The organism is Streptomyces sp. NPDC104202, from assembly GCF_055584185.1.
This window is the reverse complement of record NZ_JBVJMN010000014.1, coordinates 14,182-37,736: the sequence shown is the minus strand read 5'-3', so window position 1 is coordinate 37,736 and position 23,555 is coordinate 14,182. Positions and strand designations below refer to the sequence as shown.

Sequence of the window (23,555 nt, the reverse complement as noted above, 5' to 3'; positions counted from 1 at the left end):
GATCATGGCATGACCACGTACCTGATCCTGCACGGCTTCCAGAACCACCGTCCGCCCGGCCACTGGCAGCACTGGCTCGCCGAACGGCTGCGGGAGCGCGGCCACGAGGTCCGCTACCCGCAGCTGCCCCGGCCGGACGCGCCGGTGCTCGCCGAGTGGCTCGACGCCCTGGAGGAGCACGGCCGGCGGCCGGCCGAGGGCGGGTTCGTCGTCCTCGCGCACAGCCTGTCGGTGCTGCTGTGGCTGCGGGCGGGCGCGCGGCGGCCGGACGCCGACCGGGTCCTGCTCGTCGCACCGCCCTCGCCGCCGGTGGCGGCCGGCATCCCCGAGATCGCCGCCTTCGCCGACGGCCTCGACCTGACGGAGCGGGGCCTGTCGGCCCGCCTGGTGTACGGCGACGGCGACCCGTACTGCCCCGAGGGCGCGGACGTGCACTACGGCGTCCCGCTGGGCCTCGACCGGGACCACGTGCCGGGCGGCGGGCACCTCAACCCGGACGCGGGGTACGGGGCCTGGGACTCGGTCCTGGAATGGTGCGAGGACCCGGCCGTCCGGGTGAAGGGCCGGTAGGCTCCCGCGGATGTACGCCGATAGGCTCCCGCGGATGTACTCGGAGACCGCGGCGTACGACCAGGGCCTGCTCGACGTGGGGGACGGCAACCGGATCCACTGGGAGGTCTCCGGCAATCCGGCGGGCAAGCCCGCGCTGGTCGTGCACGGCGGGCCGGGCTCCGGGTCGTCGCCCCGGGCCAGGAGGTTCTTCGACCCGGCGGCCTACCGGGTGGTCCTCTTCGACCAGCGGGGCTGCGGGCGCTCCACGCCGCACGCGAGCGACCCGGCGGCCGACCTGTCGGTGAACACCACCGCGCACCTGGTCGCCGACATGGAGCGGCTCCGCGTCCACCTGGGGATCGACCGGTGGCTGCTGTACGGCGGCTCCTGGGGCTCCACCCTGATCCTCGCGTACGCGGAGGCGCACCCGGAGCGCGTGACCGAGATCGTCGTCGCGGCCGTGACGACCACCCGCCGCTCGGAGACCGCCTGGCTGTACGAGGGCGTCGGCCGTTTCTTCCCCGAGGCCCACGAGCGGTTCCGCGCGGGGGCGGCCGGCGCCGTCCCGGACGGGCCCGGGACCGGGGCGCGGCAGGACGGGGTCCCCGGGCTGGTCCGGGCCTACGCCGCCCTGATGGAGCACCCCGACCGGACCGTGCGGGAGCGGGCGGCGGCCGACTGGTGCGCCTGGGAGGACGCGGTCCTGTCGATGGAGGGCATGGGCACCCCGTACACCGACCGGGTGGACGACCACCGGCTCGGCTTCGTGCGGATCTGCGCGCACTACTTCGCGCACGGCGCCTGGCTGGAGGAGGGCGCCCTGATCCGCGACGCCCACCGGCTCGCCGGCATCCCCGGCGTCCTCGTCCACGGCCGCCTCGACATGGGCGGCCCTCCCGCCACCGCCTGGGAGCTCGCCCGTGCCTGGCCGGACGCCACGCTGCACATGGTGGAGTCCGCCGGCCACCTGGGAGGCGAGGAGACCGGGAAACTGCTGCTCACGGCCCTGGACCGGTTCGCGAAGGGGTGATCCCGCCGGGCGGAGCCGGCTCCCCGGCGGGATGATCGGGGTATGAGTCCCGAGTCCACGACGCCCGAGATCCACCTCGCCCAGCAGCCGGAGGCCGACGCCCTCCTCGGCCGGTCGCCGCTGGCCGCGCTCGTCGGCATGCTGCTCGACCAGCAGGTGCCGATGGAGTGGGCCTTCTCGGGGCCGTACACGATCGCCGCGCGGCTCGGCGCCGACGACCTGGACGCGCACGAGATCGCGGCCCGGGACCCGGAGGAGTTCGCCGCGCTGCTCTCCGAGAAACCGGCGGTGCACCGCTACCCGGGGTCGATGGCGCAGCGGGTGCAGCAGTTGTGCCGGTACCTCGTCGAGGAGTACGGGGGCGACGCGGCGGCCGTCTGGCGGGACGCGGCCACCGGCAAGGAGCTGCTGGCCCGGCTGCAGGCGCTGCCGGGCTTCGGCAAGCAGAAGGCGCAGATCTTCCTGGCCCTGCTGGGCAAGCAGTACGGCGTGCGGCCGCAGGGCTGGCGCGAGGCTGCGGGCGCCTACGGCGAGCAGGGGTCGTACCGCTCGGCCGCCGACATCACCGGGCCGGAGTCGCTCGCGAAGGTGCGGGCGCACAAGCAGGAGATGAAGGCGGCAGCCAAAGCGGCGAAAGCCGCCAAGGAGGGTAAAGCATCCGGGAATTGATAATTCCACATGTCAATCCTGCTCAAGTTGACAGGAATTACGCAGAACCTGTTCACAGAATGCCCCCACCATCGCTAACTTCCCCTCAACCTCGTCCATCACGGGAAGGACTTCTGTGAACGCATCCCAGCGCCGTGCCGCGGCCATTCTGGCCGCTGCCGCCCTCGCCACCCCGCTGGTCCTCGCCTCACCCGCCACCGCCGGGCAGGACCCCTCGGCCGCACCCGCCCGCGATGCCGCCAAGCTGGCGAAGAAGCTGGTCCGCGAAACCACCGCCCAGGACGCCTACAAGCACCTGCAGAAGTTCCAGGCGATAGCCGACTCGGCCGGCGGCCACCGCGCGGCCGGCTCGCTCGGCCACGACGCCTCCGCGGCGTACGTGTACACGCAGCTCAAGAAGGCCGGATACGACGTCCGGTACCAGAAGTTCGAGTTCCAGTACACGGAGACGCTCGCCGAGAAGGCCTCCGTCGTCGCCCCCGCGCCCCGCGCGCTCGACATCAAGGCGATGACCTACACCAAGTCCACCCCGGTCGGCGGCATCACCGCCGCCCTGGTCGCCGTCCCCGTCGACGCCGACGGCACCACCGGCTGCGAGCCCGGCGACTTCGCCCCGAACACCTTCACCGGCAAGATCGCCCTGATCAAGCGCGGCGGCTGCACCTTCGCCGTCAAGCAGCAGAACGCCGCCGCCGCCGGCGCCGCCGCCGCCGTCATCTACAACAACACCGACGGCGCCCTCTCCGGCACCCTCGGCGACCCCGCCGCCGGCAAGGTCCCGACCGGCGGCCTGACCCAGGCCGAGGGCAACGCCCTCGCCGCCGACCTCGCCAACGGCCCGGTCTCCCTCTCCCTGGAGATCCGCCAGCTCCAGGAGCTGCGCTCCACCAACAACGTCATCGCGGAGACCCGCGGCGGCAACGCGGCCGACACCGTGATGCTCGGCTCCCACCTCGACTCCGTCACCGCCGGCCCCGGCATCAACGACAACGGCTCGGGCTCGGCCGGCCTCCTCCAGACCGCCCTGGAGCTCGCCAAGTCGAAGGACAAGGTCCGCAACAAGGTCCGCTTCGCCTGGTGGTCCGCGGAGGAGAACGGCCTCCTCGGCTCCGAGCACTACGTGAACACCCTCACGGCGCTCGACAAGAACGAGATCAAGCTCTACCTGAACTTCGACATGATCGCCTCGCCGAACTACGGCCTCTTCGTCTACGACGGCGACGACTCCGACGCCACCGGCGCCGGCGCGGGCCCGGAGGGCTCCGCCCAGCTGGAGCGCGACATCACCGACTTCATGGACGCGCGCGGACTCCCGCACGAGGGCACCGACTTCACCGGACGCTCCGACTACGGTCCGTTCATCGAGGTCGGCATCCCCTCCGGCGGCACCTTCACCGGCGCCGAGGGCATCAAGACCGCCGCCCAGGCCGCCCGCTTCGGCGGCACGGCGGGCGTCGCCTACGACGTGAACTACCACGCCAAGGGCGACAACCTCAGCAACGTCAACATGAAGGCGTTCGACGCCAACATCAAGGTCATCGCCAACGCCGTGGGCACCTACGCCCACGACATCTCCTCGCTCCGCAAGCCGGTCGTCTCCGTCCCGACCACCGGCGACGCGGGCAGCGGCGGCGGCCTGCACGACGACCACCACGAGGTCACCGAGTAGTCACCTGCGGCGGCGGGCGGTCCCGAAGACCGAGCGGCTGATCTCCCGGCCCAGCTGGGTGCCGATCGACCGGGCCAGGGACGTGAAGATCCCGCTGCCCACCACCTGTTCGGCCAGCGAGGGCTCCTCCTTCTGCCGGGGAGCCCTCGCTCCGGCCTTCTCGGCCTCCTTCGCGGCCTTCGCCGCCTCCTTCGCCGCGGCGGCCTCCAGCGCCGCCGCCTCCGCCGCCCGCTGCTCCTCCGTCAGCCGCTCGTACGCCGACTCGCGGTCCACCGCCTCCGCGTACCGCCCGTGGAGCGGCGAGCCCTTCACCGCCGCGTCCAGCGCCGCCGCGTCGACCGGGCCCATCAGCGACTCGGGCGCCCGCAGCCGGGTCGCCGCCACCGGCGTCGGCGCGCCCTTCTCGCTCAGCACGGTCACCACCGCCTCGCCCGTCCCCAGGCCGGTGAGGACCTCCTCCAGGTCGTACGGCGAGTTCGGGAAGGTCCGCACCGTCGCCTTCAGGGCCTTGGCGTCGTCCGGGGTGAAGGCGCGCAGCGCGTGCTGCACCCGGTTGCCGAGCTGCGCCAGCACGTCCGACGGCACGTCCTTCGGGGTCTGCGTCACGAAGAAGACGCCGACGCCCTTCGAGCGGATCAGCCGCACGGTCTGGGTGATCGACTCCAGGAACGCCTTCGAGGCCCCGTTGAAGAGCAGGTGCGCCTCGTCGAAGAAGAAGACCAGCTTCGGCTTCTCCAGGTCGCCGACCTCCGGCAGGTCGTGGAAGAGGTCCGCCAGCATCCACATCAGGAACGTCGAGAAGAGCTGCGGCTTGTCCTGGACGGCCGGCAGCTCCAGGACCGAGACGACCCCCCGGCCGTCCGCCGCGGCCCGCAGGAACTCGCTCGTGTCGAACTCCGGCTCCCCGAAGAAGCCGCTCGCCCCCTGCTGCTCGAAGGCCGTGAGCGCCCGCAGGATCACGCCGGCCGTCACCGTCGACAGCCCGCCGATCCCCTTCAGTTCGGCCTTGCCGGTGTCCGAGACCAGGAAGGCGACCACCGCCCGCAGGTCCTTGAGGTCGACCAGCTCCAGCCCCTTCGCGTCCGCGTAGTGGAAGATCAGGCCGAGCGACTGCTCCTGCGTCTGGTTGAGCTGGAGCACCTTCGACAGCAGGACCGGGCCGAAGCTGGTCACCGTCGCGCGCACCGGGATGCCGGGGCCGAGGCCCCCCAGGCCGTAGAACTCGCAGGGGAAGCCGGTCGCCCGCCACTCCTGGCCCACCTCGGCGGCCCGCGCCCTGACCTTCTCGCCGTCCTGGCCGGGCGCCGAGATCCCCGAGACGTCGCCCTTGATGTCGGCGAGGAAGACCGGCACCCCGTGGGAGGAGAGCTGCTCGGCGATCAGCTGGAGCGTCTTCGTCTTGCCGGTGCCCGTCGCGCCGGCCACCAGCCCGTGGCGGTTGAGCACCGGCAGCGGGATGCGGATCGGCGCGTCCGGGTGACACGCGCCGTCCCACAGCAGCGCCCCCAGTTCGAGGGCCGGGCCCTCGAAGGCGTATCCGGCGGCGATCCCGGCGGCCGGTCCGGACGCTAGCGCGGGGGCCTCCGGGGCACCCGTCGCGGCCGGGTCCCGGGCTTCCGCGGCGGTCCCGGCCGGGGCGGCCGCCCCGGCCTCTCCGGCTGCCGGCGGCTGCTCGCTCACGCTCATGACCGCACCCCAATGTCGGTTTTGTAACGATGTGCACCAGCATCCCACTGCCCGCGCCTGGCTGCGCCGGGAGCCGGTCGCCCGGTAGGCTTTCCGTGTGATCTTCAAGCGCATCGGTAACGGAAAGCCGTATCCCGACCACGGCCGGGAAAGCACCCGGCAGTGGGCGGACGTCGCGCCGCGCCCGGTCCGCCTCGACCAGCTGGTCACCACCAAGGGCCAGCTGGACCTGGAGACGCTGCTCGCCGAGGACTCCACGTTCTACGGCGACCTCTTCGCGCACGTCGTGAAGTGGCGCGGCGACCTCTACCTGGAGGACGGGCTGCACCGCGCCGTCCGTGCGGCGCTCCAGCAGCGCCAGGTGCTGCACGCCCGCGTCCTCGAGATGGACTGAGAAGGCCCGCTCGGCCCCCGCGGCTGACCCTTTCGGGGTCAGTTCGCCCCCATCCGGACGCGATCACATGATCATCAAGTAGGCATCGCCGACGGGCGGCACTACGCTGCGTTCATGAGCATGCTCACTCCCCCCGGAATGGGCGGAAAGTACCGCATCACGGGGGACGTCTACCCGCGCATGCGCCGCCCCCACCGCCGGCGCCGGATCATCCTCGCGTCCGCAGCCGCCGTGGTCGTGCTCGGCGCGGCCGGCTGGGGCACCCTCCAGCTCGTCGACGTGTTCTCCGGCGACGAGGGCACGCAGACGGCCGCCGGCAGACAGGCCGACTGCAAACCCGTCGCGAAGGCGACCACGGCGCCCGCCGTCATCCTCCCCAAGCCCGGCCAGATCACGGTCAACGTCTACAACGCGACCCCGCGCAGCGGGCTCGCCAAGACGACCGCCGACGAGCTGAAGAAACGCGGCTTCACCATCGGCAAGGTGGGCAACGCCCCGACCGCCTACGACAAGAAGGTCACCGGCACCGGACTGCTCCTCGGCGCGCCCGCGGCCGCCAAGGGCGCCTTCCCCGTCCTCGGCACCCAGCTGAAGGGCGCCACGACCAAGATGGACGCCCGGGCCACCGCCGACGTGGACCTGATCATCGGGACCGCCTTCACGGCGCTGGCCCCGAAACCGACGGCGGACGCGGCCCTGGTCGCCCTGACCAGGCCCGCGCCCGCGGCCAAGCCCTGCGCCCAGGGCTGACGTCCTACGCGACGGCTTCGCCGGATCCCCGGGCCACCGGCCCGGCGGGATCTCGGCGGAGCCGACCGCTGCTTGTTCGGCGGAGCCGACCTCTGCTTGTTCGGCGGAGCCGACCGCTGCTTATTCGGCGGAGCCGTACATGCGGTCGCCCGCGTCGCCGAGTCCCGGGACGATGTAGCCGTTCTCGTTGAGGCGCTCGTCGACCGAGGCCGTCACGACGGTGACCGGGGTGCCGGCCAGCTCGCGCTCCATGACCTCGACGCCCTCCGGGGCGGCGAGGAGCACGACCGCGGTCACGTCGTCGGCGCCGCGCTTGATGAGCTCCTGGATCGCCGCGACCAGCGTGCCGCCGGTCGCCAGCATCGGGTCGAGGACGTAGACCTGGCGGCCCGAGAGGTCCTCCGGCATCCGCGTGGCGTAGGTCGACGCCTCCAGCGTCTCCTCGTTGCGGATCATGCCGAGGAAGCCGACCTCGGCGGTCGGCAGGAGCCGGACCATGCCGTCGAGCATGCCGAGACCGGCGCGCAGGATCGGGACCACCAGCGGACGCGGGTACGACAGCTTCACGCCGGTCGTGGCCGTGACGGGGGTCTCGATGTCGACCTGCTCGGTCCGGACGTCCCTCGTCGCCTCGTAGGCGAGCAGGGTGACCAGCTCGTCGGCGAGACGGCGGAAGGTCGCGGAGTCCGTGCGCTTGTCGCGCAGGGTGGTGAGCTTGTGGGCGACCAGGGGGTGGTCGACGACGTGGAGACGCATGACTCAACAGTAGCCCGCCCCGCACTGGCGTCGACCCACGCCACCGGGGGAAGGTGGGGGCACAGGGACCCAGCGATGGGGGTGGTGTGGCCTATGCCCGACCTGGAAGAACCGGCCGAGGGAACCGCCAAGAGGGCGGTCCGGACGCCGGCACCGGAGACCGACGCGGAGCGCCGCAGGCGCCGCGCCCAGTTCCTCCGCGAACTGAACGAGGCCAAGGCGCTGCGCGAACGCGTGCAGCCTCGGCGCGCCCGGGCCGCCCGGATGCGCCAGGCCATGCGCATGCGGACCTTCCGCTGGTGAGGGCGGTGCGGGGCCACCGGGCCCGGTGGTGGCGGCGGCGGGCCCGGTGGCCGGCCGTGCGCCCCCTCCGTGCGCCGGGGTCGCACGCCCGCCCGATGGCGGTGTCGTTCAGACTGATGCACGACGCAAGAGCCGAAGACCTCTCCTGCGCGCCCCGTTTCTGTCACGATGCCGATGGGGCGGGGCACCAGGAGCGCGCCGCCGGAACGTCACACCTCTGATCAGTGGGAGAGAGTCAGGTGTACTTCGCCGCACTGCTCGCGCGCACCGAAGACGGGTGGGAAGCGAGCGACACGGAGCTCGACGACGTGGAGACCCTGTCGGATCTGGCCGAGCTGGCCCGCGAGGCCTCGGACGACGACACGGTGATCGTCTACATCGAGCAGGAGGACGCGTGGTTCGGGGTCGTACGGATCGAGGGTGAGGAAGACCCTCGGATCTACGTCTCGGACGGCGCCGCCGCCGCCCGTTCCTCGTACGGGGAGATCCTCACCCGGGAGATCCTCGGCGACGACCTCGACGCCGAGCTCGACGAGCTGGCGTCCCTCGACCTGGACGGCACGGAGGACGGGGAACCGCTCACCGACGACGAGGACGAGGACGAGGACGACGAGGCCGGTGCGCTCGCCGGGGCGGTGCCGTCCGCGCCGGTCGGCGACGCGCTGGTCCTCGCGGACCTCGGCCTCTCGGAGCGCGAGCTCCGTGCCCTCGACAGCGACGCCCTCGCGGTGATCGCGGACGCGCTGGGCGCCTCCGAGGTGCTGGAGGCCGTGCGCTAGTGGCATCGGCGGTACCCGTTCCGAACTCCGCGGCCGACCCCGTACGGGATCCCTGGCGGGATGCCATGCGGCTGGCGCTCGACGAGGCCGCCGCGGCCGGGCCGGCCGGTGACGTACCGGTCGGCGCGGTCGTGCTCGGCCCGGACGGGCGCGTCCTCGCCCGGGCCCACAACGAGCGGGAGGCGGCCGGTGACCCCACCGCGCACGCCGAGGTGCTCGCGCTGCGCCGGGCGGCCGCCGCGACCGGCGAGTGGCGTCTGACGGGGTGCACGCTGGTCGTGACGCTGGAGCCCTGTGTGATGTGTGCGGGCGCCCTCGTCCAGTCGCGGGTCGACCGGGTGGTGTTCGGCGCGCTCGACGAGAAGGCGGGCGCGGCCGGCTCGCTCTGGGACCTCGTGCGGGACCGCCGGCTCAACCACCGTCCCGAGGTGATCCACGGCGTGCTCGGCGAGGAGTGCGCGGAGCAGCTGACGGCGTTCTTCCGCGACCGCTGACACCCCCGCTGACCTCGTCGGGGATACGGATTTCATCGCAGCGCCAACTTCGGCTAAGCTCTCTCTCGGTAGCGTGTCCGAGCGGCCGAAGGAGCTCGCCTCGAAAGCGAGTGTGGGGAAACTCACCGAGGGTTCAAATCCCTCCGCTACCGCTTCGATCGAAGGGCCCGGTGCACTGCACCGGGCCCTTCGGCGTACCCCCGGGAGACGCCCGTACGGGCACGCGGAAGGCCCCGGCGGCGCTCGGGGCGCGGCCGGGGCCTCGTCGCGTAGGACGGGGGGAACGGCATCGGGGGGACAAGCCGTTCCCCCCGATGAGAACCGGACCTGCAAGTCCGTGCCGCGTTCAGGGGGGAAGCTCGCGGCGCGGACCCCGCAGTGCGGGCCGGTTCCAGGAGCCCCGTGGATTCCTGCCAGATCCGCCGGGCTCGACATCCATCCTGCGTCGGCGTCACCCTTCCGGCGGGCGGCAAAAGGCCTCGATCTCCGGGTCCTTGGTCCATAAAGGCTCGGTTAGAGTGGCGCGATCGTACGGCGGGGGTCCCGGGGAGGGCTGGTCAGTGGTGCAAGCGAAGAAGGTCGCGCTCTACGCGGTCGTGGTCTTTGTGCTGTACACGATCGTCACGTCCCCGGCCCGGGCCGCGGACCTCGTACAGGTAGGGTTCGAGGGCATTTCCAGCGCCGCCCAGGGTGTCGGCGAGTTCATGACCGAACTCATCAACTAGGAGCCCTCCGTGATCCGCCATCTGGTCCTCTTCAAGCTCGACGACGGCGTCGCCCGTGACGAGCCGCGCGTCGTCGCGGGCGTCGAGGCGTTCCGCGCACTCGGCGGGCAGATCCCCGAGCTGCGGTTCTGGGAGTGCGACTGGAACATCACGGACCGGCCGATCGCGTACGACTTCGCCATCAACTCGGCCGTCGAGGACACCGACGCGCTCCAGCGCTACCTGGAGCACCCCGCGCACCAGGCGGGCGTCGCCCAGTGGCGCGAGTTCGCCACCTGGGTGATCGCGGACTACGCCTTCTAGCCCCCGCCTCACCCGGAGGCCCCCCGCCCTCGCGGCGGGGGGCCTTTTCCGTGCGTGACCTCCCCTTTTTCCACCATCATGCCCTCAACACGTGGTTATGCGGTGCTTGCACACAGTGGACATGTCTTGTGATGCTATGACCGCTTTTGACGGATGAGTTGACCGTAGTTGATCCGGTCGACCAGCAAGACCTGCCGAAGGGGTGGCGTGAACGTGCCGGCCAGTACAGCGCCTCAAGTCCCGCCCCAGCACGAGGCAGGCGGCGCGGAGACCCCGCGCCCCCGCCCCCAGAGCACCCGGGGCGCCGACACCCGCGCGCTGACCCAGGTCCTCTTCGGGCAGCTCAAGAACCTGGAGCCGGGCACGTCCGAGCACCACCGGGTGCGCGGGGCGCTCATCGAGGCCAACCTCCCCCTCGTCCGGTACGCGGCGGCCCGCTTCCGCTCGCGGAACGAGCCGATGGAGGACGTCGTCCAGGTCGGCACCATCGGCCTCATCAACGCCATCGACCGCTTCGACCCCGACCGCGGCGTGCAGTTCCCCACCTTCGCCATGCCCACCGTCGTCGGCGAGATCAAGCGGTACTTCCGCGACAACGTCCGCACGGTGCACGTGCCGCGCCGGCTCCACGAGCTGTGGGTCCAGGTGAACGGCGCCACCGAGGACCTGACGACCGCCCACGGCCGCTCCCCCACGACCGCCGAGATCGCCGAGCGGCTGCGGATCGGGGAGGACGAGGTGCTCGCCTGCATCGAGGCCGGACGCTCGTACCACGCCACCTCCCTGGAGGCCGCGCAGGAGGGCGACGGACTGCCCGGACTCCTCGACCGCCTCGGCTACGAGGACCCCGCCCTGGCCGGCGTCGAGCACCGCGACCTCGTCCGGCACCTCCTCGTCCAGCTGCCCGAGCGGGAGCAGCGGATCCTCATGCTGCGCTACTACAGCAACCTGACCCAGTCTCAGATCAGCCAGGAACTGGGGGTCTCCCAGATGCACGTGTCAAGGCTCCTCGCCCGGAGCTTCGCACGTCTGAGATCCGCAAACAGAATCGAGGCGTAACCGGAACGGGTAGACCGGTTCGGAGCAGTTCCGCGGGGCACCGCGTGCCCCACACCCCTTGTTTCCTGCGGATATGCGCTTTCGCCTTGTCGACAAGTCACTACAGCGTGTTGCCGACATGTGACATTCTGCTGGAACCGAGTTTGCCGCAGCCCCACCGCCGGTATTCAGGTGGAGGCTGCGTTCCTCAGATGGTCGCGGCCACCGCGACCGTCCGCGACCTCAAGGGGGTGGCATGTCCACAGAACTGGGCAGCTCGAAGGTGCTCACGCTCACGCCCGTTCCCGTGCCCACGCAGACGACGGCGCCGACCGCGGCCGAGAGCACGGAGGTCACGCCTCCGCCGCCCGTGTCCGTCCCGTCCGGAGCCCTCGACACCCGCACCCTCTCCCGCTCCCTCTTCCTGCGGCTGCGCGCCCTGGACGCCGAGGGAGCCTCCGCGGACAGCCCGGAGCGGACCTATGTCCGCGACACCCTCATCGAGCTCAACCTCCCCCTCGTGCGGTACGCGGCGGCCCGCTTCCGCTCCCGCAACGAGCCGATGGAGGACATCGTCCAGGTCGGCACCATCGGCCTGATCAAGGCGATCGACCGCTTCGACTGCGAACGGGGCGTGGAGTTCCCGACGTTCGCGATGCCGACCGTCGTCGGCGAGATCAAGCGCTTCTTCCGCGACACCTCGTGGTCGGTGCGCGTGCCGCGCCGGCTCCAGGAGCTGCGGCTCGCCCTCACCAAGGCCAGCGACGAGCTCGCCCAGAAGCTCGACCGCTCCCCCACCGTCCCCGAACTCGCCGCCGTGCTGGGGGTGTCGGAGGAGGACGTGGTCGACGGCCTCGCCGTCGGGAACGCGTACACCGCCTCCTCGCTCGACTCCCCCTCGCCCGAGGACGACGGCGGCGAGGGTTCGCTCGCCGACCGCCTCGGCTACGAGGACACCGCCCTGGAGGGCGTCGAGTACCGCGAGTCGCTCAAGCCGCTGCTGGCCAAACTGCCGCCCCGCGAGCGGCAGATCATCATGCTGCGCTTCTTCGCCAACATGACCCAGTCGCAGATCGGCGAAGAGGTCGGCATCTCCCAGATGCACGTCTCGCGGCTGCTCACCCGCACCCTCGCCCAGCTGCGCGAGGGCCTCATCTCCGACTGAGCCCCTTCGGCCCCGCGGGGCCGGCTCGACGCGACCGGCCCGACCCGTTCGTTCGAGCCGACTTCCGCCGAACTCAAGCTTTCTGACGTGTCGTCAGTCAGACTGGGGTCATGAGGCCAAGGACGTCCGGCCCGGTGCCGGGACTCGTGGCGGCGGCGCTCTGCCTCGGCGGGGCGCTGACCGCGTGCGGCGGCTCGGACGGCGGGGGATTCGCGGCGGTCGGCGCCGGCCCCGCGCCCAGGAGCGCCGTCGCCCCGTCCGGCGCGGTCACCCTGGTCCCCCTCGACGGCCCCACCACTCCCGGCCTGACCTCCAGCACCTCGTCCCCCTCGCCCTCCGGCCCGTCGGCACCGCCCGGCCCGGGTGCGGATCCGGGGGCGGGCACCGCCGCCGGCCCGGACACCGCTCCGGCGGCCACACGGGCCCCGGGCGCGCCCCCGGGCACCGGCGCCGGCCGGCCGTCGCCCCCGCCCGCCGGACGGCCCTCCACGGGCGGCACGGCCCCGCGCCCCGGCGGCCAGGACCCGGCCCGACCGCCCTCCTCCCCCGCGACGGCGAACCCCTCGACCCGGCCCCCGACGACGCCCGGCGGCACTCCCGCGCCGACGCCCGGACCCGCCGTGCTCTCCGTCTCCGCGCCCTCCCTCGCCGACGGCGACCGGCGCTGGTGCGAGCAGGTCACGGTCGCCTTCCGCAACACCGGCGGTTCCGCCGCGACGTCGGGCACGGTCACCTTCGCCACCCACGTCATCGGCTCCCTCGGCGTCGACTGGGCGACCGTCACCTCCACCCAGCCGCTGCCCGCGCCGATCGCCGCCGGGACCACGAGGACCCGGACGTACACCGTCTGCGTGGACTCCTGGCGGGTGCCGCTGGGGATGCACGTCGACACCCGGGAGGTCAGCGCCACCTGGCGGTGAGCGGCACGGTTCCGGCGGGGCCGGACCCCCGCGCGGCCGCACGCCGCCTCACAGCCCCGGAGGGCGTACCCCGGTCAGCTCCTCCGAGAGCTCCCACAGCCGGCGGCCCGTCCCGGGGTCGGCCGCCGCGGCGGAGAGACGGACGCGCCCCGGCGCGCCGCGCAGTTCCCCCGGCCCGTCCGGGCCGATGAACTCCCCGCTCCGGACGGACGGGTCGGTCGCCGCGTACAGCTGGGGAAGCGCGCCCCGCTCCGGGCGCTGGGCGAGCAGCGGGTTGCCGAGGTACCCGAAGACCAGCCGCGCGAGTCCGCCGGTGTCCTTGGTCTGGAGGCGCGTGGCGGTGTAGCCGGGGTGGGCGAGGACCCCGCGGACCGGGCTGCCGGCCGCGGTCAGCCGCCGGTGGAGCTCCTGGCCGAAGACGGCGTTGGCGAACTTGGACTGGTTGTAGAAGGCCATGGGCGCGTAGCCGCGCTCGCCGGTGAGGTCGTCGAAGCGGAGGCGGCCCTGACGGTGGTTGATCGAGCTGACGGTGACCACGCGGGGGTCGCGCCCGGCGGCGAGCAGGTCGAGCAGCAGCCCGGTGAGTGCGAAGTGGCCCAGGTGGTTGACGGCGAACTGGAGCTCGTGGCCCTGCGGACTGAGGGTGCGGGGCGGCGCCATCAGGCCCGCGTTGTTGATCAGCACGTCCAGGCGGGGGTGGTCCGCCCGCAGCCGGTCGGCGAAGGCGCGTACCGAGTCGAGGTCGGCGAGGTCGAGGAGGCGGACGTCGAGCAGGCCGGGGTCCACCCCGTCCGCCACGAGGCCGTCCGCGGCCTCCCGGCCCCTCCTCACGTCCCGGACGGCGAGGACGACCCGCCCGCCACCGCGGGCGAGCGCCCGGGTGGTGGCCAGGCCCAGGCCGCTGTTGGCCCCGGTGACGACGAAGACCCGCCCGGTCTGGTCCGGGAGGGGACCGGCGGGCCGGCGCTGCTTCTTGGTCATGCGACACACGCTGCCTTTGATGTCACTCGGTGTCAAGAGTGGCGCGAAGCGCCATGAAGGGCACGCGTACCATCGGTCCGTGACCCTCCGCTCCGAGACCAGCCTCGCCCAGCGCAAACGCCAGCTCGTCGCGACCGAGCTCACCGAGGCGGCGCTCCGGCTGTTCGCCCGCAAGGGGTTCGACGCGGCGACCGTCGACGAGATCGCGACCGCGGCCGGGGTCTCCAAGCGGACCTTCTTCCGCTACTTCGCCTCCAAGGAGGACGTGGTCGTCCAGTTCCTGGCGGGCATGGGCGCCGACATGCGCGCGGCCCTCGCCGCCCGGCCCGCCGGGGAACCCCTCTCCGAGGCACTGCGGCAGGTCGTCTCCGTCCCGCTGGCCGCCTGCGGCGACCACGCCGAGCGCGTCCTCCCGGTCGTCCGGCTGATCCTCCGGACCCCCTCCCTGCTCGCCCGCTTCCTGGAGCACCAGACGGAGTGGCGCGAGGAGCTGGCGGCGGAACTGGGGGGCCGGCTGGGCCTCGACCCCGCGACCGACCTGCGCCCGCGACTCGCCGCGGGCATGGCACTGACCGCGTTCGACACCGTCCTGCGCCGGTGGAGCGCCGGCGAGGTTCCCGAGGCCACCGAGGACCCGGCGGCGCTGATCGGAGAGGCGTTCGCGGTGCTCGCGCCGGCCCTGGACCGGGCGGGGGAGGCGCGGGCGCGGGCAGAGGAGTAGGCGCGCGGCCTCGAGAGAAGAGCCCTGCCTCGAAAGAGGAGCCCGGACGCGAGGGAAGAGCGCGGCCGGTAAAGAAGAGGTGGGCCGGTCCGCGGACGCGGATCCGGCCCACCCGGGCGTGCGGAGGTGCGGAGGGTCAGCCCAGCGCCAGCCAGGCGACGGCCGCGAGGACGACGATCACCGCGACCACGCCCACGATCAGGCCGACCCTGGGGCCGCCCGACGCGGCCGCGGCCTGCGGCTGCCGGCTCTGCGGGGTGCCCTCGTCGACGAAGGCGCGGAACATCTGCGTGCTGCCGGCGGGGTCGTAGCCCTCGGGGCCCTGACCCTGAGGGCCCTGGCCCTGGCCGTACGGTGCTTGGGGGTTGTGTGCCATGGGCCAGGACCCTAGCGAACGGGGGGCGGGGCCCCCAACCCTCGTCCTCCCCTCCCCTCCTTTGCCGATTCTTTAGCGCCGTTTGACCGATTTAGTTTGCCTGGAGCAACCATCCATCTCTATGGTTGCCCTAAGCAACAACATCGATGGGGTGCCCGATGGACAGAGGCAATCGGTACGAGAACCTCGCCCGCCAGGTGAGTGCCGTCGGAGCCGTGAAGCGCGGACTCGCGCGGACGCTGCCCGCCGACTGCCCCGGTGGATCCGCCATCGTCCTCGCCCTGCTGAACCACCACGGGGACATCCGGATGGGCCGGGTGGCGGAGCTGATGGCCGTCGACATGTCGGTCAGCAGCCGTCACGTGGCCCACACGGTGGACCGCGGATGGGTCGAGCGCCTGCCCGACCCCGCCGACCGGCGCTCCCGCATCCTCCATCTGACCCCGGCGGGCGTGGACATGCTCGCCGTGCTCGACCGGCGGCTGACCGCCACGCTCGCCCGCACCCTCGCGGACTGGTCCGACGAAGACGTCGAACTGCTCACGACCCTGCTCGCCCGCCTCCGCGATTCCTTCGGGGACTGCCGGGCCCACCACGCTTGAGAACGAAGGAAGTTGATGGCTACCACCACACCCGAGACCGGTGTGCGCGGCGGGAGCGCCAAGGAGGGGGACACCGCCTCCGGCGGCGCACCGATGACGCACCGCCAGATCATGGAGGCGCTGTCCGGGCTGCTGCTCGGCATGTTCGTCGCCATCCTGTCCTCGACGATCGTCTCCAACGCCCTCCCCCAGATCATCTCGGACCTCGGCGGCGGCCAGTCCGCGTACACCTGGGTCGTCACCGCCGCGCTGCTGGCGATGACCGCGACCACCCCGCTCTGGGGCAAGCTGGCCGACCTCTTCTCCAAGAAGCTGCTCGTCCAGATAGCCCTGATCGTCTACGTCGCGGGCTCGGTCGTCGCCGGCCTCTCGCAGAGCACCGGCATGCTCATCGCCTGCCGGGTCGTCCAGGGCATCGGCGTCGGCGGTCTGACCGCCCTCTCCCAGATCATCCTGGCCGCGATGATCGCCCCGCGCGAGCGCGGCCGGTACAGCGGCTACCTCGGCGCGACCTTCGCCGTCGCCACGGTCGGCGGCCCGCTGCTCGGCGGCGTCATCACCGACACCGACTGGCTCGGCTGGCGCTGGTGCTTCTACGTCGGCGTGCCCTTCGCGATCATCGCGCTGATCGTCCTGCAGAAGACCCTCAACCTCCCCGTCGTGAAGCGGCAGGTCAAGGTCGACTGGGCCGGCGCCCTCTTCATCAGCGCCGCCGTCTCCCTGCTCCTGATCTGGGTCACCTTCGCCGGCGACAAGTACGACTGGATGTCGTGGCAGACGGCCGTCATGGTCCTCGGCGCGATCGCGCTCGGCGGGCTCTTCGTCCTCGTCGAGTCCAGGGCGAGCGAGCCGATCATCCCGCTCCGCCTCTTCCGCAACCGCACGATCACCCTCGCCTCGCTCGCCTCGCTCTTCGTGGGTGTCGCGATGTTCGCCGGCACGGTCTTCTTCAGCCAGTACTTCCAGCTGGCGCGGAACGAGTCGCCGACGATGTCCGGCGTCCTGACCATCCCGATGATCGCGGGCCTGTTCGTCTCCTCCACGGTCTCCGGCCTGATCATCACCAAGACCGGCCGCTGGAAGGCGTGGCTGGTCAGCGGCGGCGCCCTGGCGGCCGGCGGTCTCGGCCTGCTCGGCACGATCCGCTACGACACGACGTACTGGCACATCGCGGTCTTCATGGCCGTCCTGGGCCTCGGCCTCGGCATGATGATGCAGAACCTCGTGCTCTGCACCCAGAACCAGGTGGCCCCCGCCGACCTCGGCGCCGCCTCCTCCGTCGTCACCTTCTTCCGCTCCCTGGGCGGTGCGATCGGCGTCTCGGCGCTGGGCGCGGTCATGGCCCACCGGGTCACGAGCTACGTCAAGGACGGTCTGGCCGAGCTCGGCCCGAAGGCCGCGGGCGCCATGGGCCAGGGCGGCTCGGGCGGCGGCATCCCCGACATGGACAAGCTGCCGGCCCCGATCCGCACGGTCATGGAGAGCGCGTACGGACACGGTGTCGCGGACGTGTTCCTCTACTCGGCGCCCTTCGCGCTGCTCGCCTTCGTCGTGACCCTGTTCATCAAGGAGGTCGCGCTGAAGAGCAACACCGTGAAGGCGGACGAGAAGTAACAGAGCTCCCGGCCGCGCTTCGAGCGGAGGCACGGCCGGGTCCGGTACGGAGCGGCGGGCAGGGGACGGCCCGCCGCTCCGTCATTTCTCCGTGGGGCCGGCCGCTCCGGCCTCGCGCGTGACCATGACCTCGATCCCGGCGACCAGGACGTCCAGCGCGTAGGCGAAGTCCCGGTCCCAGATGGCGCTGACACTGCCGTGCGAGGCACGCTCGTCCAGGAGGTCCCGCATCCCGCCGATCTGGTCGACGAAGTCCGGGTCGTCGCGGAACGCCTTGATGGCGTCGACGTAGAAATCGTCCGACGACATGCCCGCCTGGGCCGCGCGGCGGCCGAACTGGGACTCGATCGTCCCGTAGCCGTACACGAACTGGAAGACCGCCGACATCGCGCTCGGCTGCCGGTCCGCCGACAGTCCGGTGTCCCGGATCGTCTCGTGGATCTTCTGGCCGACGGCCACCGCGTTCGGGCCGATGTTCAGGTACTGGCCCGCGCAGGGCGACATCCACGCGTGGCGCACCAGCATCCGCCGGTACTCCAGCGCGAGGACCCGGAGGCGGTCCCGCCACTCCCCGGCCGCGTCGACCGCGGCGAGGTCGATCTCGCCGTAGGCGCTGTCCACCGCGAACTCGATGATGTCGTCCTTGGTGTCCACGTACCAGTAGAGGGACATGGCGGTGACGCCCAGTTCGGTGGCGAGCTTGCGCATCGACAGCTTGGCCAGGCCCTCCTCGTCGAGCATCCGGAGCGAGGCCGCGACGATCCGGTCCCGGTCGAGCCCGGCGGGGCCGCCGCCGCTGCGGGCGGCCCTCTTCTCCAGCCAGACGCTGGAACGCGCCGGGTTCCTGGCCCGATCGGCTGCCTTGACCATCGCGTTCCTCCGTCTGTCAGCGGTCCGTCACCATGCTAGGCAGCGACGGCCCCGTCGGCGCCCGCGGCCTTCTCCGCGCGCTCGGCCCGCCGCAGCAGCGCCGCCGCGACCAGACCGCCGGCGAACACGGCGATCGCGCCGACCAGCTGGCTGGTCTGGAGGCCCGAGGCGAACGCGTCGGAGATCTCCCGGCGTTCCGCTTCGCCGCCCGCGGCGGCCAGCGCGGCCGGCAGCGAGGTGGCGGTGACCGCCACGAGCGCGGCGAAGCGTGCGTTGAGGACGGCGCCGAGGACGGCGACGCCGAGACCGTTGCCGAACTCGGCGAGCGTGCCGTTGATGCCGGCGCCCACCCCGGCCTTCTCCGGCGGGATCGAGCTCATGATCGCGTTGGCCATGGCCGGGGAGGAGACCGCGATGCCGCAGCCCATCAGGACGAGGCCGAGGAGCATGCCCGGGTAGCTGCCGTCCGTGCCGCCGCCGAGCAGCGCGATCGAGGTGAGACCGGCCGCGACCAGGGTCATGCCGAGGACCACGGTCGGCGGGGTGCCGAGCTTCACGACGATCCTCGGGCCGACGCCGGTCAGGTTGAGACCGACGATCGTCAGCGCCAGCGGCGCCATCCGCAGCCCCGCCTCCAGCGGTTCGTAGCCGAGCACGAACTGCAGGTGCTGGGTGAGGAGGAACAGCGAGCCGCCCATGCCGAAGACGACCAGGATCGATCCGCCGATGGCGCCGACGAACTTCTGGTTGCGGAAGAAGTGCATGTCGAGCATCGGGAACGGGGTGTGCAGCTCCCACAGGGCGAAGGCGGCGAGGCCGGCGGCACCGACGGCGGCGGGCACGAGGACCTGGGCGGAGAGCCAGCCGTGCTCGGGGCCGTTGATGATCGCGTACACGACGGCGGTCATGCCGATGGTGGAGAGCAGCGCGCCCGGCAGGTCGGGCCGCTCGCCCTGCGGGTTCTTGGACTCCGGGACCAGCCGGACGACGGCCACGAGCGCCAGGACCGCGACCGGGATGTTGATCAGGAAGATCATCCCCCACCAGAAGTGGTCGAGGATGACGCCACCGATCAGCGGGCCGCCCGCGAAGCCGAGCGAGGCGACGGTGGACCAGAGCGCGATCGCCTTGACCCGCTCGGAGTCGTCGAAGATCTGCATGACGACGGCGAGGGTCGTGGTCATCAGGAGCGCCCCGCCGACGCCCATGCCGGCGCGGGCGGCGATCAGCTGCGCCGTGGAGCCGGCGAGGCCGGCGGCGAGCGAGCCGAGGCCGAAGAGCGCGAGGCCGACGGCGAGGAGCTTCTTGCGGCCGTAGCGGTCGGCGGCGTTGCCGGCGCTGAGGAGCAGGCCGGACTGGACGAGCGAGTACGCGTTGATCATCCACTGGATGTCGCTGGTCGACGCGTGGAGTTCGGAGGTCAGCGACGGGATGGCGACGCTGAGCACGGTGTTGTCGAGCAGCACGGTGAGCTGGGCGAGGCAGATGACGCCGAGGATCAGCCAGCGCTGCGGGTGACCGCCGGTGGCGGTCGGTTCGGTCGCGGCGGTCGTCGCCGTCATGGGGCAGCACTCCTTGTACGGTGTACGGGACTGGGTCTCATACACCGTACAAGGGCTCTCGTACGCTGTATAGCGATTTCGATGGGGGCTACTTCTGCTTCGTCAGGTCGTAGAAGGTGGCGCCGCCGACGGTGACCTCGTCGAAGGTGTCCTGGACCCACGCGGTGATCTGGGCGCTCGTGCCGTTGCCCCCCATGCCGCCGCCCCCGCCGCCACCACCGGAGACGAAGTAGTGGATCTTCCCGGCGGCGACGTACCGCTTGAACTCGTCGAGCGTCGGGGACGGGTCGCTGCCGTTGAACCCGCCGATCGCCATCACCGGCTTCTCGGTCGCGAGCTGGTAGCTGGCCGCGTTCTGGGCGCCCACCGCCGCGGCGACCCAGGTGTACGCCTCGGCGTCCGCGACCAGGGCCGCCTTCGCCTCCGCACCCACGCCAGTGCCGTTGAGGAGCCCGCCCATGCCGCCGCCCCGGCCGAAGCCCTCACCGCCGGCGCCGTCCTGGGGCATCCCCTGGGTCGTGCCCTGGGGCATCCCTTGCGGCATTCCCTGGGGCATCCCTTGCGGCATTCCCTGGGGCATGCCCTGCGGCGGGGTGCCGCCGCCCTGGCCACCGCCCGGCAGCTGGCCACCCTGGCCACCGGGCATCTGACCGCCCGGCACCTGACCGCCCGGTACCTGACGGCCTCCGCCGTTCCGGCCGTTCTGGCCGTTCGGACCGCCGGGGAACATCCCACCGCCCTCGAACATCCGGCCTCCGCCGCCCGGACCGCGACCACCCATCGCGCCGCCGGCGGGACCCGCCGTCACGATCGAGCCCTGATGCCCGGCGTTCACCGTCTCCAGCGTGTACGCGAAGGGTCCCGCGAGACCCGACACCAGGCCGAGGCCCGCCACCGCCAGCCCGAGCCGGCGGTCGGTCCGGCCCGCGAAGAGCAGCCCCACCGCAGCCACCGCGCCCGTCACCAGCACCGCCCAGCGCAGCCACGGCAGCCAGTCCGGAGTGCGGCCGAGGAGCGTCCAGCCCCACCAGGCCGTCACCGCCACCGTCACCGCCAGCGCCGCCGAGGCGGACCACCGGGTGCGCTCCTCCCACAGCACGGCCGCCCCCATGCCGACGAGCGCCGCCAGGTACGGGGCCAGGGCGACCGTGTAGTACTCGTGGAAGATGCCGGCCATGAAGCTGAAGACCGCGAGGGTGATCAGCAGCGACCCGCCCCAGGCCAGGAACGCGGCGCGCGCCGTGTCGGTCCGGGGCGCCCGCCGGGTGACGACGAGCCCCGCGACCAGCAGGAGCAGCGCGGCCGGCAGCAGCCAGGAGATCTGACCGCCGATCGAGTCGTCGAACATCCGCCCGATGCCGGTCTCGCCCCAGCCGCCGCCCTGACCGCCGCCGCGGCCACCGCCTCCGACGCTGCCGGTCTCGTTGCCGTTGATGCGGCCGAGGCCGTTGTAGCCGAAGGTCAGCTCCAGGAAGCTGTTGTTCTGCGAGCCGCCGACGTACGGGCGGGAGGACGCCGGCCACAGCTCGACCACCGCCACCCACCAGCCCGCCGAGACGATCATCGCGAGACCGCCGAGCGCCAGCCGGCCCATCCGGCGGCCGAAGCCGCCCGGGGCGCACACCGCGTGGACGAGGGCGAGCGGCGGCAGGATCAGGAACGCCTGGAGCGTCTTCGCGAGGAACGCGAACCCGAGCGCCACCCCGGCCCACACCAGCCACTTCGCGCCCTTCTCCTGCTCCAGGGCGCGCAGGACGCAGTACACCGCGACCGTCATCAGCAGCGCGAGCAGCGCGTCCGGGTTGTTGAAGCGGAACATCAGCGCCGCGACCGGGGTCAGGGCGAGGACCGCTCCCGCGATCAGACCCGCGCCCGCGCCGAAGCGCCTCCGCACGGCCGCGTAGAGCACCGCCACCGTGCCCACGCCCATGAGGACCTCGGGGACGAGGATCTGCCAGGAGCCGAGCCCGAAGAGGCGGACCGAGAGCGCCATCGGCCAGAGGGCGGCCGGCGGCTTGTCGACGGTGATGGCGTTGGCCGCGTCGAGCGAGCCGAAGAAGAGGGCCTTCCAGCTCTCGCCGCCGGCCTGGACGGCCGCGGAGTAGAAGGAGTTGGCGTATCCGGACGCGCTCAGGTTCCACAGGTAGAGCAGCGCGGTGGCGGCCAGCAGGCCGAGGAAAGCGGGCCGGACCCAGGGAGCGTCCTCGGCGCGACCGCGCCACAGCCGGACGAGCCGGCCGCTTCCCGGCGCGGCGGCGGCCGCGGGGGCCGTCGTGGACAGGGTGGTCATCGTTCGTTCCTTGCTGAGGTCTGCGGGACGGACCGCTCGGGGAAGACCCAGAGCCGGAAGAGGAGGAAGCGCAGGACGGTCGCGGCGAGGTTGGCGACGATCAGCACGGCCAGCTCGGTGGAGTGCGCCGGATCACCGGTGGCCGCACCGAGCGCGGCGAGCGACCCGCTGGTCAGGGCGAGGCCGATGGCGAACACCACCAGCCCCTGCGCCTGGTGGCGCACGGCCCGGTCCCGGCCCCGCACCCCGAAGGTCAGACGCCGGTTGGCCGCCGTGTTGGCGACGGCCGAGACCAGGAGGGCGGCGGCGTTGGCGAGCTGCGGGCCCAGGCCGAGCCGGAAGGCCGAGTACAGCGCGAGGTAGAAGAGCGTGGACAGGACGCCGACCACGCAGAAGCCGACCAGCTGGCGGGCCAGACCTCCCGGCACGCCGCTCAGTTCGCGGTCCCGGGGGTCGTCGCCGAAGGGGCGGGCGAGCCGGTCGAGCGGCAGCGAACCGGTGGCGAGCGCCCGCCCGACCCGCAGGACGCCCTTGAGGTCGTCGGTGGCGGTCCTCACGATGTGCACGGTCGAGTCGGGGTCGTCGACCCAGTCGACCGGCACCTCGTGGATGCGCAGCCCGGCCCTCTCGGCCAGGACGAGCATCTCGGTGTCGAAGAACCAGCCGGTGTCCTCCACCATCGGCAGCAGCCGCTCGGCGACCTCGCGCCGTATGGCCTTGAAGCCGCACTGGGCGTCCGAGAACCGGGCGGCGAGCGAGCCGCGCAGGATCAGGTTGTACGCCCGCGAGATGAACTCGCGCTTCGGCCCCCGCACGACGCGCGAGGAGCGGGCGAGCCGGGAGCCGATCGCCAGGTCGGAGTGGCCGGAGATGAGCGGCGCGACCAGCGGCAGCAGCGCGTTCAGGTCGGTCGACAGGTCGACGTCCATGTACGCGAGGACGTGCGCGTCCGAGTCCGACCACACCGTCCGCAGCGCCCGCCCGCGGCCCTTCTGCTCCAGCCGCACCGAACGCACCTCGGGCACCTCGGCGGCGAGGGCCGCCGCGACGTCGGGGGTCGTGTCGGTGGACGCGTTGTCGGCGACGGTGATGCGGAAGCCGTACGGGAAGGTCCGGAGGAGGTGTGCGTGGAGCCGGCGGACGCACGGCTCCAGGTCCTTCTCCTCGTTGTAGACGGGGATCACCACGTCCAGCACGGGCCGGCCGGCGACGTTCACCGGCAGGTGCTCCCGGGCGGGGAGGGCGCCGGACGAGGGACCCGCGATCGTTGGGGTTCGCATACCGACGACACTCGCCGCGACCGCTG

25 protein-coding genes and 1 tRNA gene are annotated in these 23,555 nt (G+C 72.4%); 18 read left to right on the top strand and 8 right to left on the bottom strand.

Features of this window, described 5'->3' with window-relative positions; translation table 11 throughout:
* The first annotated feature begins 9 nt into the window (after positions 1–9).
* The 4 genes from ACZ60W_RS12385 (at position 10) to ACZ60W_RS12370 (ending at position 3,920) form a co-directional block, all read left to right on the top strand.
* Positions 10–570, top strand: coding sequence for an RBBP9/YdeN family alpha/beta hydrolase (locus ACZ60W_RS12385; RefSeq protein WP_469755280.1), 561 nt, complete (start codon positions 10–12; stop codon positions 568–570).
* Positions 571–604: 34 nt separating this feature from the next.
* Entirely contained in the window at positions 605–1,582 is a 978-nt protein-coding gene (gene pip, locus ACZ60W_RS12380; protein ID WP_469755279.1) for a prolyl aminopeptidase, read from the top strand.
* A 42-nt stretch (positions 1,583–1,624) separates the two neighbouring features.
* The gene (locus ACZ60W_RS12375) at positions 1,625–2,251 is read left to right on the top strand and encodes an HhH-GPD-type base excision DNA repair protein (protein ID WP_469755278.1); all 627 of its coding nucleotides are present in this window, start codon (positions 1,625–1,627) and stop codon (positions 2,249–2,251) included.
* Positions 2,252–2,366: 115 nt separating this feature from the next.
* The gene (locus ACZ60W_RS12370; RefSeq protein WP_469755277.1) at positions 2,367–3,920 is read left to right on the top strand and encodes a M28 family metallopeptidase; all 1,554 of its coding nucleotides are present in this window, start codon (positions 2,367–2,369) and stop codon (positions 3,918–3,920) included.
* Here the strand turns inward: ACZ60W_RS12370 and ACZ60W_RS12365 are convergent, their stop codons facing one another.
* Positions 3,921–5,606 carry a helicase HerA-like domain-containing protein gene (locus tag ACZ60W_RS12365; RefSeq protein ID WP_469755276.1) on the bottom strand — a complete coding sequence of 562 codons (1,686 nt, stop codon included), beginning with the start codon at positions 5,604–5,606 and terminating at the stop codon, positions 3,921–3,923.
* Positions 5,607–5,703: 97 nt separating this feature from the next.
* On the opposite strand from ACZ60W_RS12365, the gene ACZ60W_RS12360 reads away from it, so the two are divergent.
* Complete coding sequence (locus tag ACZ60W_RS12360; protein ID WP_017240525.1) at positions 5,704–6,000, top strand: type II toxin-antitoxin system VapB family antitoxin; 297 nt, start codon at positions 5,704–5,706, stop codon at positions 5,998–6,000.
* Positions 6,001–6,114: 114 nt separating this feature from the next.
* Positions 6,115–6,750, top strand: a complete 636-nt coding sequence (locus tag ACZ60W_RS12355; protein ID WP_469755275.1) for a LytR C-terminal domain-containing protein — start codon at positions 6,115–6,117, stop codon at positions 6,748–6,750.
* Between the two features lie 120 nt (positions 6,751–6,870).
* Here ACZ60W_RS12355 and upp read toward each other — a convergent pair whose 3' ends face one another.
* Positions 6,871–7,506 carry a uracil phosphoribosyltransferase gene (upp, locus tag ACZ60W_RS12350; RefSeq protein WP_469755274.1) on the bottom strand — a complete coding sequence of 212 codons (636 nt, stop codon included), beginning with the start codon at positions 7,504–7,506 and terminating at the stop codon, positions 6,871–6,873.
* A gap of 93 nt (positions 7,507–7,599) precedes the next feature.
* Between upp and ACZ60W_RS12345 the strand changes: the two genes are divergently transcribed.
* From ACZ60W_RS12345 to ACZ60W_RS12305, 9 genes are all read left to right on the top strand, one after another.
* A complete protein-coding gene (locus ACZ60W_RS12345; protein WP_469755273.1) occupies positions 7,600–7,809 on the top strand; it encodes a hypothetical protein in 210 nt (69 codons plus the stop codon).
* Between the two features lie 239 nt (positions 7,810–8,048).
* Positions 8,049–8,588 carry a tRNA adenosine deaminase-associated protein gene (locus ACZ60W_RS12340; RefSeq protein WP_469755350.1) on the top strand — a complete coding sequence of 180 codons (540 nt, stop codon included), beginning with the start codon at positions 8,049–8,051 and terminating at the stop codon, positions 8,586–8,588.
* A 65-nt stretch (positions 8,589–8,653) separates the two neighbouring features.
* Positions 8,654–9,082, top strand: coding sequence for a tRNA adenosine(34) deaminase TadA (gene tadA, locus ACZ60W_RS12335; RefSeq protein WP_469755272.1), 429 nt, complete (start codon positions 8,654–8,656; stop codon positions 9,080–9,082).
* A gap of 67 nt (positions 9,083–9,149) precedes the next feature.
* Positions 9,150–9,234 (top strand) — tRNA-Ser (locus ACZ60W_RS12330).
* A 408-nt stretch (positions 9,235–9,642) separates the two neighbouring features.
* Positions 9,643–9,807 (top strand): hypothetical protein, encoded by a 165-nt coding sequence (locus tag ACZ60W_RS12325; RefSeq protein ID WP_015034987.1) that lies wholly within the window; start codon positions 9,643–9,645, stop codon positions 9,805–9,807.
* Between the two features lie 9 nt (positions 9,808–9,816).
* Entirely contained in the window at positions 9,817–10,110 is a 294-nt protein-coding gene (locus ACZ60W_RS12320; RefSeq protein ID WP_401286832.1) for a Dabb family protein, read from the top strand.
* A 213-nt stretch (positions 10,111–10,323) separates the two neighbouring features.
* Entirely contained in the window at positions 10,324–11,169 is an 846-nt protein-coding gene (locus ACZ60W_RS12315) for an RNA polymerase sigma factor SigF (protein ID WP_366303221.1), read from the top strand.
* 235 nt (positions 11,170–11,404) lie between these two features.
* A complete protein-coding gene (locus ACZ60W_RS12310; RefSeq protein WP_469755271.1) occupies positions 11,405–12,313 on the top strand; it encodes an RNA polymerase sigma factor SigF in 909 nt (302 codons plus the stop codon).
* A 110-nt stretch (positions 12,314–12,423) separates the two neighbouring features.
* Entirely contained in the window at positions 12,424–13,233 is an 810-nt protein-coding gene (locus tag ACZ60W_RS12305; protein WP_469755270.1) for a hypothetical protein, read from the top strand.
* A 48-nt stretch (positions 13,234–13,281) separates the two neighbouring features.
* Here the strand turns inward: ACZ60W_RS12305 and ACZ60W_RS12300 are convergent, their stop codons facing one another.
* On the bottom strand, positions 13,282–14,214 hold the full coding sequence (locus ACZ60W_RS12300; RefSeq protein WP_469755269.1) for an oxidoreductase: 933 nt from the start codon (positions 14,212–14,214) through the stop codon (positions 13,282–13,284).
* Between the two features lie 79 nt (positions 14,215–14,293).
* Here ACZ60W_RS12300 and ACZ60W_RS12295 point away from each other — a divergent pair, with 79 nt between their 5' ends.
* Positions 14,294–14,935, top strand: coding sequence for a TetR family transcriptional regulator (locus ACZ60W_RS12295; RefSeq protein WP_469755268.1), 642 nt, complete (start codon positions 14,294–14,296; stop codon positions 14,933–14,935).
* Between the two features lie 136 nt (positions 14,936–15,071).
* Here ACZ60W_RS12295 and ACZ60W_RS12290 read toward each other — a convergent pair whose 3' ends face one another.
* Entirely contained in the window at positions 15,072–15,311 is a 240-nt protein-coding gene (locus ACZ60W_RS12290; protein WP_469755267.1) for a hypothetical protein, read from the bottom strand.
* A 158-nt stretch (positions 15,312–15,469) separates the two neighbouring features.
* Here ACZ60W_RS12290 and ACZ60W_RS12285 point away from each other — a divergent pair, with 158 nt between their 5' ends.
* Positions 15,470–15,913 (top strand): MarR family winged helix-turn-helix transcriptional regulator, encoded by a 444-nt coding sequence (locus tag ACZ60W_RS12285; protein ID WP_469755266.1) that lies wholly within the window; start codon positions 15,470–15,472, stop codon positions 15,911–15,913.
* A gap of 93 nt (positions 15,914–16,006) precedes the next feature.
* A complete protein-coding gene (locus ACZ60W_RS12280) occupies positions 16,007–17,527 on the top strand; it encodes an MDR family MFS transporter (protein ID WP_469755349.1) in 1,521 nt (506 codons plus the stop codon).
* Positions 17,528–17,608: 81 nt separating this feature from the next.
* On the opposite strand, the gene ACZ60W_RS12275 is transcribed toward ACZ60W_RS12280, so the two are convergent.
* The 4 genes from ACZ60W_RS12275 to ACZ60W_RS12260 all read right to left on the bottom strand — a co-directional run bounded on the left by ACZ60W_RS12275 (position 17,609) and on the right by ACZ60W_RS12260 (position 23,529).
* Positions 17,609–18,397, bottom strand: a complete 789-nt coding sequence (locus ACZ60W_RS12275; protein WP_469755265.1) for a TetR/AcrR family transcriptional regulator — start codon at positions 18,395–18,397, stop codon at positions 17,609–17,611.
* A gap of 35 nt (positions 18,398–18,432) precedes the next feature.
* Entirely contained in the window at positions 18,433–19,959 is a 1,527-nt protein-coding gene (locus ACZ60W_RS12270; protein WP_469755264.1) for an MFS transporter, read from the bottom strand.
* A gap of 88 nt (positions 19,960–20,047) precedes the next feature.
* Positions 20,048–22,249: an ArnT family glycosyltransferase gene (locus tag ACZ60W_RS12265; protein ID WP_469755263.1), complete on the bottom strand. Its 2,202-nt coding sequence runs from the start codon at positions 22,247–22,249 to the stop codon at positions 20,048–20,050.
* A complete protein-coding gene (locus tag ACZ60W_RS12260) occupies positions 22,246–23,529 on the bottom strand; it encodes a bifunctional glycosyltransferase family 2/GtrA family protein (protein ID WP_469755262.1) in 1,284 nt (427 codons plus the stop codon). The genes ACZ60W_RS12265 and ACZ60W_RS12260 overlap by 4 nt, the downstream gene beginning before the upstream one ends.
* Positions 23,530–23,555: the final 26 nt, after the last annotated feature.

Coding starts and splice junctions, on each gene's coding strand:
- ACZ60W_RS12385 (WP_469755280.1), top strand. CDS start 10: ATGACCACGTACCTGATCCTGCACGGCTTCCAGAACCACCGTCCGCCC.
- pip (WP_469755279.1), top strand. CDS start 605: ATGTACTCGGAGACCGCGGCGTACGACCAGGGCCTGCTCGACGTGGGG.
- ACZ60W_RS12375 (WP_469755278.1), top strand. CDS start 1,625: ATGAGTCCCGAGTCCACGACGCCCGAGATCCACCTCGCCCAGCAGCCG.
- ACZ60W_RS12365 (WP_469755276.1), bottom strand. CDS start 5,606: ATGAGCGTGAGCGAGCAGCCGCCGGCAGCCGGAGAGGCCGGGGCGGCC.
- ACZ60W_RS12355 (WP_469755275.1), top strand. CDS start 6,115: ATGAGCATGCTCACTCCCCCCGGAATGGGCGGAAAGTACCGCATCACG.
- upp (WP_469755274.1), bottom strand. CDS start 7,506: ATGCGTCTCCACGTCGTCGACCACCCCCTGGTCGCCCACAAGCTCACC.
- ACZ60W_RS12345 (WP_469755273.1), top strand. CDS start 7,600: ATGCCCGACCTGGAAGAACCGGCCGAGGGAACCGCCAAGAGGGCGGTC.
- tadA (WP_469755272.1), top strand. CDS start 8,654: ATGCGGCTGGCGCTCGACGAGGCCGCCGCGGCCGGGCCGGCCGGTGAC.
- ACZ60W_RS12310 (WP_469755271.1), top strand. CDS start 11,405: ATGTCCACAGAACTGGGCAGCTCGAAGGTGCTCACGCTCACGCCCGTT.
- ACZ60W_RS12305 (WP_469755270.1), top strand. CDS start 12,424: ATGAGGCCAAGGACGTCCGGCCCGGTGCCGGGACTCGTGGCGGCGGCG.
- ACZ60W_RS12300 (WP_469755269.1), bottom strand. CDS start 14,214: ATGACCAAGAAGCAGCGCCGGCCCGCCGGTCCCCTCCCGGACCAGACC.
- ACZ60W_RS12290 (WP_469755267.1), bottom strand. CDS start 15,311: ATGGCACACAACCCCCAAGCACCGTACGGCCAGGGCCAGGGCCCTCAG.
- ACZ60W_RS12285 (WP_469755266.1), top strand. CDS start 15,470: ATGGACAGAGGCAATCGGTACGAGAACCTCGCCCGCCAGGTGAGTGCC.
- ACZ60W_RS12280 (WP_469755349.1), top strand. CDS start 16,007: ATGACGCACCGCCAGATCATGGAGGCGCTGTCCGGGCTGCTGCTCGGC.
- ACZ60W_RS12275 (WP_469755265.1), bottom strand. CDS start 18,397: ATGGTCAAGGCAGCCGATCGGGCCAGGAACCCGGCGCGTTCCAGCGTC.
- ACZ60W_RS12270 (WP_469755264.1), bottom strand. CDS start 19,959: ATGACGGCGACGACCGCCGCGACCGAACCGACCGCCACCGGCGGTCAC.
- ACZ60W_RS12265 (WP_469755263.1), bottom strand. CDS start 22,249: ATGACCACCCTGTCCACGACGGCCCCCGCGGCCGCCGCCGCGCCGGGA.
- ACZ60W_RS12260 (WP_469755262.1), bottom strand. CDS start 23,529: ATGCGAACCCCAACGATCGCGGGTCCCTCGTCCGGCGCCCTCCCCGCC.